The sequence below is a fragment of the Spirulina major PCC 6313 genome (assembly GCF_001890765.1).
Lineage (GTDB): Bacteria > Cyanobacteriota > Cyanobacteriia > Cyanobacteriales > Spirulinaceae > Spirulina > Spirulina major.
Window position 1 is genome coordinate 4,002,630 of record NZ_KV878783.1, and the last position, 15,020, is coordinate 4,017,649.

At 48.6% G+C, this 15,020-nt stretch carries 16 protein-coding genes; 11 read left to right on the forward strand and 5 right to left on the reverse strand.

Features of this window, described 5'->3' with window-relative positions:
- Positions 1 to 52: 52 nt before the first annotated feature.
- Positions 53 to 1,063, forward strand: a complete 1,011-nt coding sequence (locus SPI6313_RS17715; protein ID WP_072622187.1) for an NAD-dependent epimerase/dehydratase family protein — start codon at positions 53 to 55, stop codon at positions 1,061 to 1,063.
- 281 nt (positions 1,064 to 1,344) lie between these two features.
- Positions 1,345 to 1,995, forward strand: a complete 651-nt coding sequence (locus tag SPI6313_RS17720; RefSeq protein ID WP_072622188.1) for a hypothetical protein — start codon at positions 1,345 to 1,347, stop codon at positions 1,993 to 1,995.
- Positions 1,996 to 1,999: 4 nt separating this feature from the next.
- On the opposite strand, the gene tnpC is transcribed toward SPI6313_RS17720, so the two are convergent.
- Positions 2,000 to 3,451 carry an IS66 family transposase gene (tnpC, locus tag SPI6313_RS17725; RefSeq protein WP_072621940.1) on the reverse strand — a complete coding sequence of 484 codons (1,452 nt, stop codon included), beginning with the start codon at positions 3,449 to 3,451 and terminating at the stop codon, positions 2,000 to 2,002.
- A 72-nt stretch (positions 3,452 to 3,523) separates the two neighbouring features.
- Between tnpC and SPI6313_RS17730 the strand changes: the two genes are divergently transcribed.
- Positions 3,524 to 4,057 (forward strand): hypothetical protein, encoded by a 534-nt coding sequence (locus SPI6313_RS17730; RefSeq protein WP_072622189.1) that lies wholly within the window; start codon positions 3,524 to 3,526, stop codon positions 4,055 to 4,057.
- Between the two features lie 302 nt (positions 4,058 to 4,359).
- A complete protein-coding gene (locus SPI6313_RS17735; protein WP_072622190.1) occupies positions 4,360 to 5,166 on the forward strand; it encodes a DNA adenine methylase in 807 nt (268 codons plus the stop codon).
- A gap of 191 nt (positions 5,167 to 5,357) precedes the next feature.
- On the opposite strand, the gene SPI6313_RS23690 is transcribed toward SPI6313_RS17735, so the two are convergent.
- Positions 5,358 to 5,510 carry a hypothetical protein gene (locus SPI6313_RS23690; protein ID WP_175551177.1) on the reverse strand — a complete coding sequence of 51 codons (153 nt, stop codon included), beginning with the start codon at positions 5,508 to 5,510 and terminating at the stop codon, positions 5,358 to 5,360.
- Between the two features lie 472 nt (positions 5,511 to 5,982).
- On the opposite strand from SPI6313_RS23690, the gene SPI6313_RS17745 reads away from it, so the two are divergent.
- The 6 genes from SPI6313_RS17745 to SPI6313_RS17770 all read left to right on the forward strand — a co-directional run bounded on the left by SPI6313_RS17745 (position 5,983) and on the right by SPI6313_RS17770 (position 10,794).
- Positions 5,983 to 6,240 carry an RNA recognition motif domain-containing protein gene (locus tag SPI6313_RS17745; RefSeq protein ID WP_072622192.1) on the forward strand — a complete coding sequence of 86 codons (258 nt, stop codon included), beginning with the start codon at positions 5,983 to 5,985 and terminating at the stop codon, positions 6,238 to 6,240.
- 820 nt (positions 6,241 to 7,060) lie between these two features.
- A complete protein-coding gene (locus tag SPI6313_RS17750) occupies positions 7,061 to 7,312 on the forward strand; it encodes an RNA recognition motif domain-containing protein (protein WP_072622193.1) in 252 nt (83 codons plus the stop codon).
- Positions 7,313 to 7,633: 321 nt separating this feature from the next.
- Entirely contained in the window at positions 7,634 to 7,903 is a 270-nt protein-coding gene (locus SPI6313_RS17755; RefSeq protein ID WP_072622194.1) for an RNA recognition motif domain-containing protein, read from the forward strand.
- Positions 7,904 to 8,247: 344 nt separating this feature from the next.
- Complete coding sequence (locus SPI6313_RS17760) at positions 8,248 to 9,954, forward strand: ArnT family glycosyltransferase (protein ID WP_072622195.1); 1,707 nt, start codon at positions 8,248 to 8,250, stop codon at positions 9,952 to 9,954.
- Positions 9,917 to 10,399, forward strand: coding sequence for a flavin reductase family protein (locus SPI6313_RS17765; RefSeq protein ID WP_072622196.1), 483 nt, complete (start codon positions 9,917 to 9,919; stop codon positions 10,397 to 10,399). Before SPI6313_RS17760 ends, SPI6313_RS17765 begins: the two co-directional genes overlap by 38 nt.
- Positions 10,400 to 10,440: 41 nt before the next feature.
- The gene (locus tag SPI6313_RS17770; RefSeq protein ID WP_072622197.1) at positions 10,441 to 10,794 is read left to right on the forward strand and encodes a phenylpyruvate tautomerase MIF-related protein; all 354 of its coding nucleotides are present in this window, start codon (positions 10,441 to 10,443) and stop codon (positions 10,792 to 10,794) included.
- A gap of 343 nt (positions 10,795 to 11,137) precedes the next feature.
- Here SPI6313_RS17770 and SPI6313_RS17775 read toward each other — a convergent pair whose 3' ends face one another.
- Both SPI6313_RS17775 and SPI6313_RS17780 read right to left on the reverse strand, forming a co-directional pair.
- The gene (locus SPI6313_RS17775) at positions 11,138 to 11,791 is read right to left on the reverse strand and encodes a Uma2 family endonuclease (protein WP_072622198.1); all 654 of its coding nucleotides are present in this window, start codon (positions 11,789 to 11,791) and stop codon (positions 11,138 to 11,140) included.
- Between the two features lie 40 nt (positions 11,792 to 11,831).
- On the reverse strand, positions 11,832 to 13,235 hold the full coding sequence (locus tag SPI6313_RS17780; protein ID WP_072622199.1) for a protein adenylyltransferase SelO: 1,404 nt from the start codon (positions 13,233 to 13,235) through the stop codon (positions 11,832 to 11,834).
- A gap of 71 nt (positions 13,236 to 13,306) precedes the next feature.
- On the opposite strand from SPI6313_RS17780, the gene SPI6313_RS17785 reads away from it, so the two are divergent.
- Entirely contained in the window at positions 13,307 to 13,564 is a 258-nt protein-coding gene (locus SPI6313_RS17785) for a CRR7 family NDH-1 assembly protein (protein WP_072623210.1), read from the forward strand.
- A 20-nt stretch (positions 13,565 to 13,584) separates the two neighbouring features.
- Here the strand turns inward: SPI6313_RS17785 and SPI6313_RS17790 are convergent, their stop codons facing one another.
- On the reverse strand, positions 13,585 to 14,949 hold the full coding sequence (locus SPI6313_RS17790) for a sensor histidine kinase (protein WP_084669095.1): 1,365 nt from the start codon (positions 14,947 to 14,949) through the stop codon (positions 13,585 to 13,587).
- Between the last annotated feature and the right edge of the window lie 71 nt (positions 14,950 to 15,020).

Here is a 15,020-nt window from a genome sequence, read left to right on the forward strand (position 1 = left end):
GTTTCCTCCCCCACCTGCGGTGCGAGGTGGGGGTTTCCACAAGGAGTTTTTGATGAAACTACTAATTACTGGCGCATCGGGTTTTGTGGGTAAATATGTCGTGGCCGAAGGGCTGCGGCGGGGTCATGACGTGAAAGCCGTCGTCCGTCCCCAAACCGACGTAACCCGCATTCCCTGGCATGATTGCGATCGCCTCGAACTCGTTCGCATCGACCTCCGCCAACAAGCCGAACTCACCGCCGCCCTAAACGGCGTGGATGCCGTCATCCACCTCGCCGCTGTCAAATCCGGCGACTTCTACGACCAATTCGCCGGAACGGTGATGGCCACGGAAAGCCTCCTCGCCGCCATGGCTGAGGCTCAAGTATCACGCCTCGTGGCAATCAGCACCTTTTCCGTCTACGAATACCAACAAAAACGCGCCCATAGTCTCCTTGATGAAAATTCCCCCCTTGTCACCCAAGAACGGGTGATCAACCGAGATGAATATTCCCAAACAAAGCTCATCCAAGAGGAGCTTTATCGCGAATTTGGCACAGAACACAATGGCAAAGTCACGATCTTAAGACCCGGCATGATCTACGGTCGAGAATACCTCTGGCACGCCCTCCTCGGTGCTGAGTTCGGCTCAGTCCTCTTACGCATTGGCACGCGGGGAACGTTGCCCCTCAGCTATGTAGAAAACTGCGCCGAAGCGATGATCATCACGGCAGAATCAGAGGGTGCGATCGGTGAAACGATCAACATTGTGGATGACAATTTACCCACCCAAGGGAAGTACACCCAAGAACTCATGAAGCGGGCCGAATCTCCGAAGCTCTATTACTGCCCTTGGGTGGTAATGAAGTCGATCGCGGGCTTCGGTTGGTGGATCAATCAAACCTTTTTAGACGGCAAAGCTAAAATGCCGGGGATTGTGGTTCCAGCAAAGTTGCACGGTCGTTTTAAACCGTTGCGCTACACCAACAAACACGCTAAATCGGTCTTAAACTGGCAACCCAAATACACCTTCGAGGAATCCCTAGATCGCAGTTGCGGTGAGATAGAACTCCTCAAAGCCTAACCCCCCCCAAGAGTGAACCGTCTCTCACTCTAATTAAAAAAATTGCAGTATTTCTTAAAACAAAATGTAATCTTTTGGCTTAATGATGAAATATTCAAAGTAGTAATCTCTAAAACTCCTACTCTGTCGTGCTATTTGCTTATAGTTTACTTGTTTGTATTGCAAGAGATGGCAATACCCACCCTGCTACTACATTTTTGCTGTCGTGCTTTATATTGAAATTCATGCTATTAAAATAGTAGTCTACATCTGTACAATATGAAATGGGAGCGTTATACCATATGAAAAACTCTGATGAATACAGTTTGGCAAAGGAAGGAAATCCGAAAGCCATTGAGGCTTTGATAAATAAAACACTAAGCCCTAAAGGTATAAGTGTAAAAGCATCACTAAGTCATGATTGCTTAAGCCTTATTGTTAAGTCTAAGACTTCACTAAATCAAAAAGCTGTTAGTAGTTTTTTGCAACAAGGTCTAACAAAACTCAATCCCCAAAATATTGAACGAGTGGTTATTAAAGGTGGAGCTACTAATCAAGCATCAAATCAATGGCAACTTTCATTTTCTCTTTCAGAGTCATCAAAAGAGAATAATTCAGAAACGAAGATGTCAACAAAAGGTGTTCAGAAAATCAAAAGGATAGATAAGAATCTTGAAAAAAAACAACAAAAAAGTAAAATTAAGAAGCAAAAGAAAATTCTTGATCTAACAACAAAAGAAATCATTAACCTGACAACAGATTTTATTAAAAAAGAACCAAAAAAAATTGCAATTTTGTTTTTCACGCTATTTGGTTTGTTCGTGTTGTCTAATTTATTTTCATCAAAACAAATTGACAATGAAATAGCTCAAGAACAAAATACGGATTCAATAGAAATTGAACCTAGTCAATCTTCTAACACATCTGTAGAGCTTTGGAATGATACTACGTAAGGATTCAGGTAGCAGGGATGAGGGAAGGCATGGAGACTTGCTCAGGAGAAGCCGTCGCCATCAAAGCTTGTTTCAAGAAACTCAACACCGAACGCCCTTGAGTCCGACAAGTCTGAATCACACTCAGTAACCTTGCCGTCTGGGCAAAACCTACCATCGAACGCGAGCCACCACAAACCTTACGCTTGGTTACAGCCAACCGCAACGAGCGTTCCGCACGATTATTATCCGGGGGAATTTCTGGATGGGACAGGAAATACCACCACTGATTTGCCTTATCACGTAGAGAGCGCAATAACAAGCCTGCCTCATGCCCAGCCAGGGGGAGCCAATGCTCCACAGCCGCCTTCACCTCATAGATAAAGCCCGCCGCCCATTGATGATAGGCAGCCCCATCCTCGGTTTCACGCCACTGACGATGCTGCTCAAAGGCTGTGTCAATCAGATCCAGGAATGCCTTCGCCAACTCTGGATTTTTTCCATGCCTGAGCTTGCAGACTTTCTTGAAGTGCCGCCTCAGATGAGCCAAGCACTTCTGCTGGGCTTTCACCTCATAACCGTTGTACACACTGAAGTCATCAGAGACGAGTACACCATCAAAGCTTCGACCTAATAGGGTCTCTAATTCCGCCCTTGAACGAGTATCAGCGGCGTGGAAGAGGCAAAAACCCACCCCACACACTACCCACATCCACTCTTTCACTCCCTTGACTAGCCATGGTGTTTCATCCACTTGGGCATAGTCTTGGTGCTTCACCCAGTTTCCCAGTTCCTCTACTGTCGGCTTAACGCTTTGGGATGCCCTTTCGTTGGTCGCTTGTAATGTCCCTACTCCCACGGTGATATTCCCCAGTTCCTCTAGGAATTCCTGCTGCTGTTCATAGCTCATGTGAGCGTAGTTCCCCAACCACACCAACAGGGATTGCAGTCCGGCTCCTAAGCTTTGACCTCCCAGCACCGGCGGCGGTAACTCTCCCCATGTTTCCTGTCCACATCGGCTACAACAGCAGCACTGCTGCTCATACTCCACTACTTCTATGGCGGGTTGGATTAACTCGGCTACTTCATGGCGGCGCGTTTTTCGGGGGACTAGGCTCAACTCTTGGCTCCCACAGTACCCACACACTTGCGCTCGCACCATTTCGTAGCGGTCTATTCTGCCAAACCCTTTGCGAGTTTTTCCCTGATGACCGGGTTGCCCACCGGGTTTACGCTTTCCTTGGCTTGGTGGCTCTTTTTCTGGGGGTTGGTGTTCTGAGCGTTTGTGGATGTCGCTTGATGGGGGTTTCGATGAACTCTCGCTATCGCTGTTGGCGTTGTTCTTGAGCCGCTCTATTTCCCAGACTAGTTGCTGAATAATCTCTTGTTGCCGCAACACCAGTTCCACCAGCACCTCTGATGATGCTTGTCTCAGTTGCTCTCGTTCGACGGCTGGGGGAATCTCGATGGGCTTCATTGTGCTAACTTAGCTGTTTTTTCTGATTTGTCAACCCCCCCCCACCTGAATCCTTACGATACTACATATGGTATGAGTGAATCAGAACTATTTAGTCAGTTTGATAGTTCTAAGATGGTTAGAGTGCCTGATTCGGCTCGAATATGTATGAATTTTTATGAGAATAATTGTTACGAATACAGAATGGAAGGATTTCTTGTTAACACCCGTCCAGTAATTCGTGAAATTTACTTCGATGTATATTTTATTATTTCCGAAAATGGACTAGAAGAGGTGATCTTAGTCAAAGAACCTATTCGATTCAGAGATAAGAACAATTTTGAATCTACGGATAGAGCTAATCCTGAAGAAACAGGTCAACATATTATGGATGAAATGGCAATTTCTTTAATGTTGTCTGGTATTTATGGTGAACCACAAGAAAAAGAAGTTGATCGATTAGTTGAAAAACTTACTATTTGGGAGTTCCCAGAACAAAATAAATCAGTTACATTTTCAAATCAAGAAAAATTGGCTAAAATCACAATTCGCTATGAAACGTACGAGGGACGACAAAGACGACTGAGCAAAAATCAAAGACCTGACATCAATGGATACCAACTATGAAATCCCCTAAATTTATGAAGTAATCGATTCCTCTTGATTCTCTTTTTTCAGGGTTTCGCTTGATGAAATTGTTCATGCCGTCCAGGAAATCGATAAAAATCTAATTAGCAACAAGTCAGAAATACATTTCACGAAAATTGCTGAGGCTTCAGAGTATCGCAAAACGTTAGCGAAAGAGAAAGGGCTAGATGATGGATGAGAAGTGTTAGCAATGTGCATGAAGGTTACTTTATTTTGCAGTCTGGGTATAATATGACGAATACTTGCTCTCGTAATCATTGAACTCTACAAAAGCATCACCTATGATTAAAAGTCCGTTACGGTATCCGGGGGGGAAGTCGAGGGCGATTAAATTTTTGAAGGATTATTTAGGGGACTTTGAGGAGTTTCGGGAGCCGTTTTTGGGTGGGGGATCGGTGAGTTTTTTTGCGGTTCAGGATTCCCCCGGTTGCCGATTTTTGGCGACAGAACTTTATTATGAGCTGTATTGCTTTTGGAGTCAGTTAAAGACCGAGAAAATGCGCCTAGTGGATGCGGTGCGGGCGATTCGGCAGCAGTATCAGGATGGGCGATCGCTCTATCGGGAGATTATGGAGCGCCGGGAAGGAGAGTTATCCGACTTTCAGCGGGCGGTGGATTTTTTTGTGTTGAATCGGATTACCTTTTCAGGAGTAGCGGACTCTGGAGGGTATTCCGATGCATCGTTTCATAAACGATTTACCGACTCATCCATTGATCGATTGGAAGCAGCGATCGCAATTATTGAACAGATTGAAATCACCCATGATGATTACAGCCTGCTATTGAATCAACCGGGTCAAAATGTTTTGATTTTTTTAGACCCACCTTATTATTCTGTCACCGGCTCCAAGCTATACGGCAAGAAGGGACATCTTCACACGTCATTTGACCATGCACGCCTAGGGACAGAATTAAAAAACTGTCGTCATCGCTGGCTGATGACCTATGATAATTGTGACTATATTCGCGAACAATACCAAGAGTTTGAAATGCGATCGTGGCAGTTACAATATGGCATGAATAACTACAAACAAAACAATGCTGCCATGGGAAAAGAGATATTAATCGCAAATTTTTCCCTAGATTAATGAGAGTGAAGCTAGCACTTTCTCAACTCATTGATTCAGATCAACCACTCGCGTCCTGTGCAGGTCACCTTCCCCGGTAGCGAGAATCAAGCGATACACCCCGCCTGTGTCGTGGGGTTCCGTGGATGCAGCAACAGCTAAACTCTCGAAATCATCATCCTTATAATTACTCACCTCAAAATCATCCATATCTAGAGGGTCGTCGGGTGATCAGCGATCGCCCTCAGCGAGAGAATCAGTTTGGGGAGGATCGAGGCGGCTGAGGCATGACGCTTAAGTCCCCAGGATGGGAACCCGAAAATAGCAGCGATCGAGACAGGAGACGTTTGATCAGTGCTATACAAAACGATACAAAGAGCACTCTGGATGGTTATGGCGCGTTTCCAGAAAATTTTGATGAGGCCGTCATCCCGCCAGAGGGCTACAGCCTCACGATAGGGAGCACCATCCCTCAGAGCAGAATTCTGTCAAGTGACGCGATCGCCCATCAACCGGATCATGATCAAGCCCGCTAATACCTGCACAGCCTCAACTCAAAAGGATCAAACGTACTTTTTTCTTGCGATTTCGACCTAGATTGTTGAAATCAACGTCCCATCAGCATCTACTGTTACATTTATTTAGAATTCTTCAGTATCTTCCCGGCAATTTCCCGTAAAGCATTTTCGTATCAGTGCTATACTGAGTCATGAGTATGAGTATTGGTCGTAGCGTTCGTGTTTCAGTATTGATTGGTTTTTCCCCTCAGCTATTGATACCGCTAGTTTCCGAAAATCTTATCTCTCTAGACAACCCATTGATTGAAAAGATTCAATTATGTCAATTTACGTTGGTAATCTTTCTTACGAAGTTACGGAGAAAGACCTGGAAGCCGTTTTTGCCGACTACGGCTCTGTTAAGCGAGTCTACGTTCCCAAAGACCGTGAAACAGGAAAAATGCGCGGCTTTGCATTTGTTGAAATGAGTGCAGATGCAGAAGAAGAAGAGGCGATCGAGGCTCTCGATAGTGCCGAGTGGATGGGGCGTACCCTCAAAGTCAATAAAGCTCGCGAACGGGAACAACGCGGCAGATAAAGGTTGAAGCGGTATCCTTGACCCCAGTCGATTCGCAACAAGCAAAGTTTAGCATCGGAAGTCTTACGGTTGGACGAGTTGTCTTGCAGTTACACTAAACATTTGTTCTCCTCGAATTCGTGGTGTTCTAATTGCTGAACTGACCGTAGTCGCCACGACTACTCTGCAATCCAGCATTAGACAGTTATGGCATGGCCCTAAGCTGTTATGGGTAAGAAATTATTGCCCATGCAGCTTGGGTTCACCATCATAACTGTATTGTGAGCAGGAAATCGCCAAAGCAGCAAACTCATCGTTTTATGATCTCCAGATTTTAGCTATTTCGCAAGAATCATGAAATGATGACATCGCTGCCCATCAATCCCATCATCCAAGCTCAAGCAAAGCTTCCGATAACTATTGTTTTCACTCATCAAAATACCTCTGTCTTTTGGTTAGGTGATCGCTGGTATGAAAATCGGCCTGCCCTGATCGATTTAGTTTCAATGACATGGGCATTAACCCTCATTTCTCATTAAGCTTGACCTCAATCAAATGTGTAAAACCTCGCCAAAAAAGCATTTCAGGAAATACACTCTTGTTTGAAATTTCGACTCCCTAGGGGTTTTACTTAGCCAGCATAAAATTAATTTATGTTGATTAAGTGACATGGAGTTCCGAGGAAAGCGTTGTATCAGTGCTATGCTATCGGACGGGTATGAAAATCGGTCATCACTTTTTTTAAGTATCGATTGAGTTGTCTGAAACAACTGATGGGCATGTTTCCGAGAATCTTGACTTCCTAACATAATTATTCACTCCCTAAGGAGATCTTCAAATCATGTCAATCTACGTCGGTAATCTTTCCTATGACGTTACCCAGGACGACATCAAAGAAGTGTTTTCGGACTACGGAACAGTAAAGCGGGTTCATCTCCCCACTGACCGTGAAACGGGCCGGATGCGCGGTTTTGCCTTTGTCGAAATGGAGGATTCAGAAGAGGAAAAAAAAGCGATCGAAACCTTAGATGGTGCAGAATGGATGGGTCGCAACATCAAAGTGAATGCAGCTCGTCCCCGCGAGAATCACTAGGGCGACGAATTATCCCGCTGGAATCCTCCTGCGTTACTAAGGGATAGCACGTTTTGGGAGTAGAGATCACCCCATGGGGGTCAGCATTTTAATTTTTGAATCTGCCCCCAATGTTTTTGCTGCTGCACAGGTTAGGGTTAAACAACATCCGCTGTGAAAAGCAGTTTTATCGGGGTGCTATACTATTCAATGAGTATGAGAATCGGTAATAGCATTTGTTTTTCAGTATTGATTGGTTTTTCTCTCAGCTATTGAACAGCTAGTCTCCGACAACCTTATCTCCAACAATTATTCAAACTGCCTTGAGGAGACATTCAATCTATGTCAATTTACGTTGGTAATCTTGCCTACTCAATCACCCCAGAGAACCTGACCGAAGTGTTTTCGGACTACGGGACAGTGAAGCGGGTTCACGTGCCGACTGATCGTGAAACCGGTCGGATGCGTGGCTTTGCGTTTGTCGAAATGGATAGTTCCACAGAAGAAGCTGAAGCCATTGATGGACTGAATGGTGCTGAGTGGATGGGTCGTGAGCTTAAAGTGAACGAAGCTCGTCCCCGCGAAAACAACCGTTCTAGCTCTAAGTACTAAACACTGGGTATCATGGGTTGTTGCGCTGGTGGGAGAGCTATTACTTTCAACAGAGTTGTCCCACTCAGCGCATTCTTTTTGTTTATTTGAGGAATTACTGTGGCCAAACGTCGCAATCTTAAGAAGGATAAAGCTGCTCGTAACGCAGCCTACGCTAGACAATTTCGGAAGAAATCGACACGTTCTTACTCCAAGGGAAGACGATATTCTAGTGGCAGCACTGAGGGTGAGTCGAATGAGCAGTCGAACAAAAATAATGAGTCTGATAACTAAATGAAGGGTATGATTCAGACTCTCACGATGGAGTATCATCCGTTCTCTGGCGTTTGAATCGAAGGTGTAGAGTGCAAACCATTGGCAAACAAACCTGTGGCAAGACTTGGCAACCGCTGTGGCTTTTGGTCATGGCGGTTTTGATTATGGGGATCGCTACCAATACGATCGCACTCTGGGATCAGGATGAGGCGGCTTATTTGGGGTTTGCCCAGCGGATGCTAGAGACGGGGCAATGGTGGATTCCGGAGTTTCTCTGGTCGGAGGTGCATCGCAAACCGCCGCTTCAGTTTTGGGTGATGGCGGGGTCGCTGGCGGGTTTGGGGGGGACGGTGTGGGCGGCACGGTTACCGAGTTGGGTGGCGGTGGGGTTGACGGGCTGGGTGTTGTGGCGGTGGGGGCGTGGGGTCTGGGGGGAGGCGATCGCGCAGCGGGCGGCGCTCATTCTGCTCACGTCTTGGATCTTGCCCAATCTGGGCCGGTTGGCGCTGACGGATGCGCTGCTGGTGTTGTGGGAAACGGTGGCGATGTTGGCGATGGTGCGGGGGGTGCGATCGCCCCATGGTTCGTGGCCACTGTGGCTCTGGGGGGCGATGGCGTTGGGGGTGCTGACGAAAGGGCCGCCAATTTTGATTTTAGTGGGTGGGAGTGGATTGTTTTGGTGGTTTCTGGGGACAGGCTCCGATCGCCAAGGCTTGCGACAATTACACCCAGAATTCGGGCTGCCCCTAGCCCTCGTCCCGTTTGGGGTTTGGGGTTGGATGACCTGGCGCTTAGATGGTGGGGCGTTGTTGCGGTGGCTGGGGGACTGGTATGTGCTGCGCCGGGTTGGGGGGGAGGTGGTGTTTGGCCAATGGGGGCCGCCGGGCTATTTTTTGGGGGTGTTTGCGATCGCATTTCTGCCGTGGTTGCCTTGGTTCGGGGCGGCCCTGGGTCCGGCGATGCGGCGTTGGCGATCGCCGACTCAACTGCCCCTCACCGCTTGGATCGTGGCGGGCTGGCTGCTGTATGAATTGATTCCGAGCAAGCTGCCCAGCTATGCCCTAGGGGCCTATCCGGCGATCGCGATCCTGATCGCTCAAACCAGTCTTGCCCCGCCGGGGGCGCAGAGGATGAAACGCTGGTTTCAGGTGGGGTTTGGGGGGGCGATTCTGTTTACGTTGGGGTTGTTGGGGACGTTAATGATCGTGCCAGCGATCGCAGTCTTGCCCTTAGCGATCGGCTGGATGGCGGGAGCAGTGGGAGTCTATCGCTTGAGTCAAAGCGGGCAGGGGTCACGGGCGTTTACCCTCGCCACAGTGAACGCTGTTGTTTTTTTACTGATCCTCTGGGGCATTGCGCTACCGAGCTTAGAACCCGATCGCTCCGGTTCAGTCCAGATTGCCCAGGCGATCGCCGCCCACACTGCCCCCGATACGGTGGTGTTATTGGGCGATCGCTTCGATCTCCCCAGCATCCCCGCCTATCTCCACCAACACCACCGCACCTATCGCGCCAGCACCACGGCTCAGATCCTCGCCCAACTCCAAGGCCCCGACCCCGTTGCCATCATCACCCGCGACCCTGAGCAACGGGCAGCAATCAGCGCGATCGCACCCAACAGTCACACCACTGCAATCACCGCCTGGTTTGACACCTTCGGCCAACCCCAAACCTATTGGGTGATGACCCCCGCCAAACCAGCCGTTGCCGCAACACGCTATGATTTTTTAGCAGATGCACACCCCTCAAAACTGAATCATGCTCGACGAACAAGCGAAAAAAACAATCCTCCGTAAAATCCCCCACGGTCTCTATATTTGCGGTGTCAAAGATGGCGACGAACGCAATGGATTCACCGCCAGTTGGGTAATGCAGGCCTCATTCAAGCCGCCCCTCGTCGTCAACTGTGTCCGGGCTGATTCCGGTTCCCACGCCATGATTAAAACTAGTGGTGTCTTTGCCCTCAGCGTCCTCGACAGCAGCCAAAAAGAAGTAGCCGCGCAATTTTTCAAACCCCAGCGCATTGTAGGGGATAAATTAGCCGATGTAGATTGCATCGCCGGGCCAGAAACCGGTTGCCCCGTGATCACCGATTCCTTGGGGTATGTAGAATGCCGTGTGGTGGGCAGCGTTGACCATGGCGACCATACAGTCTTTGTGGGTGAAGTGGTTGGCGCTGGCGTTCACCGCGAGGGCGACCCCTTGCTACTAGAAAGCACCGGCTGGCAATATGGTGGTTAAGCACATTATTTTCCATCCTTTGCATCAAAACTGACTGAGTTATGCCTTTTATTAAAGTCCAAACATCCCTGGCCAAACCCGAAACCGCCCAAGTCGAAGGCCTGTTAAAAACCCTCTCCGGCAAACTCGCCAAACATTTAGGTAAGTCGGAATCCTACGTGATGACCGCCTTTGAAGCCGATATTCCCATGACCTTCAGCGGCACAGTAGAACCGACCTGTTATCTCGAAGTAAAAAGTGTCGGCTCCATGAGTTCCGGTCAAACCGCTGCCATGAGCCAAGACTTTTGTGCTGAAATTGCCAGCACCCTCGGCATTGATCAAACTCGAATTTATATCGAATTTGCCGATGCCAAAGGTGCGATGTGGGGCTGGAACGGTCGCACCTTTGGCTAAGTTCAGTGGGTTATAGGGGTTTCCATAAACACGAGGGACAAAGATCCCCCTCAATCTCCCTTAAAAACCACTGCCTATACATGGCGATAACTGTTGAGCCATCCGGCAGTTAATCCCCCTCCACAGAGCAACGATCTAGAAGCTCGCACGGCACTCGCACGACAGAGGATTACCGTTATGGTAGTGTCATGACACACGTTAACCGGTGGGGTATGGCGGATTACTGGGTTGTCGTGATGGCGGGAGTTTAAGCCGCCTAACCCAACCCTACGATACCACATCATTCTGGCTGTGCCGTGACAGCAGGGTGCTGTTAGCGAAGCGTAACGCACCGTCTTGTCTACTATGCCGGGTGTGCTGCGTTCCACTGCTTTCTGAGCGATCGCATTGCGCCGATTTCATCCTCTTTCGCGGTGACCAAGAAATCATAGAGCCAGGTTTTTGGGATGTCGGGAAACGTTGGGCTTTGTTCGACTTCAATGTAGACGTGCGATCGCAACACATAGATATGCCACACCTGTCCATTAAACCGCCAAAATTCCGGCACACCCAAGGCGGCATAGAATTGATTTTTTTGAATATCTGTGTGGGTAATATCCACCTCAACCACTAAATCCGGCGGCGGATCATTGGCAAAATCCACATTACGCCCCTTCACCAAGGGTTGATTTTGGAAATAATAGGCATTGTCGGGTTCAGCCCCCTTTTCGAGATTGGGATAGTTTAACGTTGTTGATCCCATTGTTTTAATTGGCAATTCCAAAATTTCCACTAAAACTAAAATAAATCGCTCAAGCATACACCGATAAAATTCATGATCTTCTAAGGGCATTGTGATTTCTAAAATTCCGTGATCGTAGGTGAGACGCGAGTTCCTCGACTGGGGTAAAAGAGCCAACATTTGGAGGTAGGTGTCCCATGTCATGTGATGAAAAATAACCCGTTGTTCACCGCTGGGATGAAGAAGGGCTGGGGGTTCTGGGGCAGTGGTTAGCATCAGCGGTTTTCCAAATCAATAGGGTCATGAGGGCGGGATGTTAATCCCAAATTTTCGCCACGAGATCAGTGAAGGGTTGCCAGTTGTCGTGCTGGGCGATCGCATCCCACACGGATTCGATCACGGGGCGGAGTAAGGTGGTTTTGGGGTTAGCGGCTTGGAGTTGATCGGCAATGGTGGGCATCTGATCCGGGGCGAATTCATTGAGGGCTTGATGGTAGAGGGTTGCCCAGGGTTCCCACTCGATGCTGAGGTTAAGATCTTTGAGGATCAGGGTGCGATCGCGCCGCCAATCAGACCGGAATTCCTGGGCGAGGGTGATGAAAAATTCACTATAGCCCGCTTGGGTTTCGGCCAAGGTGGCGATCGTCGCCTTCAGTAAATCAGTCCCCAATTCTCCCAACAATGCCCCAAATCCTAACCGCTTCAGCATCAGGCTTTGATAGGTTGTGAAATACTGCTGATCATACTGAGTTAGCCCAGCTTCTAACGCCTCTGTCGCCATCACCAATTTGAGCGGCACTTGCAACATTTCTAAATTGAGCCGACAGATTCCCGGTTGATTGCCGTAGGCATAGCGGCCACTGTAGTCAAAATAGGCGGCGGTGAAGGTGCGATCGTAGGTGGGAATGAACGCATAGGGGCCATAGTCGAAGCTTTCCCCCGTGATCGACATATTATCGGTGTTCAGCACGGCATGACAGAACCCCGCCGCCATCCATTGCGCCGCTAAGGTTGCCACCCGCTGCACCAATGCTGCGTAAAATTCGGCGTAGCGATCGCCCCCCGTCGGATCAATGTCCGGATAATACACCGCGATCACATGGTCAAGGAGAGGCGTGATCAGATCCGGACGTTGGAGATAATGGAGCCGCTCAAACGTGCCAAACCGGAGGTGCGATCGGTTCATCCGGATCATCACCGACGATCGCGTCGGTGACGGTTCATCTCCCCGCCAAAGCGGTTCCCCCGTTTCAATCAAACTCAAACAGCGCGATGTCGTCACCCCCAACCGCGCTAACAATTCCGCCGCCAACACTTCCCGCACGCCCCCCTTCAGGGTCAGCCGTCCATCCGCCGTCCGGGAATAGGGCGTGCGTCCCGATCCCTTCGTGCCAAAGTCGTACAGCACGCCATCCACGCCCCGCACCTGACCGTAGAGAAAGCCGCGCCCGTCCCCCAGTTGCGGATTATATTGCCCAAACTGATAGCCGTGGTAACGTAGGGCGAGGAAGGGGCGCACGCCTTGGAAATGGCCAAAGGCTTCAATAAAGTCATCATCCCCCACCTGGCGCGGATCGAGGCCGAGGGTGGGCAAGAGGCGATCGTTACGGAACCGGAGGATATGCTCCGGGAAGGTGGCCGCCGGGACGCGATCATAATAGTCATCCCCCAAGTTTTCGAGGGCAGGTTCATAGGTTAAAGTCAGAAAAGCGTTCGCCATCAGTGCAAAGGGGGTGCAATACCCTTAACATTTTAGAAAGCTTTGCTCAAAAATTGACCGAGGAGAGAATGATGGCGGATTCAATCATGTATCAAGAGGATGCCTATGTGGTGCTGGAATCTGGGCAGCCGGAACAGGTAATTTTGACGGCTGAGGAACTCTTGACCAAGCTCGAAGAGGTCTTAGCCACCCTCGATCATGTCCCCCGCGATCTCCAACGGTTCGCCCCTCGCTCCGCCCAAGCAAAACACTTGATGGAAACCAGTTGCGAAATCGACCTTGGCCCTGGGGACTATTTACAGTGGTACGTGGTGCGTTTGGAAAAATAGCGACGGTGCGATCGCCCCCCTTAAAAGGGCAGCAACACTTCAAACTCAGTCCCCTCATTCACCTGAGACCGGAGTTTTAATTCACCCTGGTGTTTTTTCACCACAATTTGATAGCTAATCGCCAGCCCCAGCCCCGTCCCTTTGCCTACAGGCTTCGTTGTAAAGAAATTATCAAAAATTTTCTGTTGGTTTTTGGGCGGAATGCCTAAACCATTATCAATAATTTTAATACTTATTCCTTGGCCCTTTTGATATTGTTCTAAATAGCGGGTTTCAATCCGAATTGTGGGTATCCAATGGGGGTCATCATTTTGAGCTTTGCGCTCCATCAACGTATCGATCGCATTCGCCAATAAATTCATAAAAACCTGACTAATCTGCCCAGAATAGCAAGCCACTTCCGGCAGGTATTCATAGTCTTTTTCAACAGTAATGCTATTCTTTAGTTGATTTTCTAAGATTAGTAGCGTACCCTCTAAACAATCGTGGAGGTTAATTAGTTGTTGTTTTTGATCATCAATGCGCGAGAAATTTCGCAAGCTCGTCACGATTTGAATCAATCGCTCCGAACTGAGTTGAATACTTTTAATGATTTTGGGGGTATCTTCGATGATGAAATCATATTCAATTTCGTCCTTGATTTCCGCTAGCTCATCGTGATCAGAGGCCGGGATTTTCGTTTCAAGAGTTTGGATCAGTTCAGTCAAATGATTGTAATAGTCAGCGAGGAATTGAATATTTCCATGAACGGAATTGACGGGGTTTTTAATTTCATGGGCGACCCCTGCCACCATGCGCCCCAAACTGACCATTTTTTCCGTTTGCATCCGTTCGGCGTAGCTGGTTTCATCGAGGAGTTGGCTCGTCAGTTGGTGGATGCGGGATTGAGCGAGCAGGAGTTGATGGACATCGACTAAATAGTGGATTTGATGGTCTTCGGAGTAAACAAGAATGGGTTCGTAGAGAAATTCCGGCGATCGCTCCAAGGAACACCGCGCTGCTTCAACAATCAAGGTGGTTTCGGGGAAAATCTCCAGTTTACCTTTAGTAAAATGATGCAGCGATCGCACCGGACGTTTTAAAAACAATTCCAAGGCATAGGGGCGACTCATGCGCTCTAAAAAGCGACGGCGCGAGATCATCCCGAAAAGCTGGCCAGACTCCAATAAAATCACACCGGGTGATAGGGGATTTTGTTCAAAGACTCGTGCCACATCAATCACTAACTGATCCGCCTCAATTTGGGCGGTGTGACGAGACAGTGCTTGTAGGGTTGTATCGAGGGCGAGGGGGCGATCGTTCATCCATGCTAATGGTGATAGGGGGCGATCGGGTTTAGCCGCTAAAGTGTGATTCACAGCAAAATGAGCAGAAGTTTGAAGCATGGGGGTAACGGGGTGAGCGTCATTATTCCTACTGTATCCTGCTCCTTTAAGTTCTGTCAGATTTTATACTC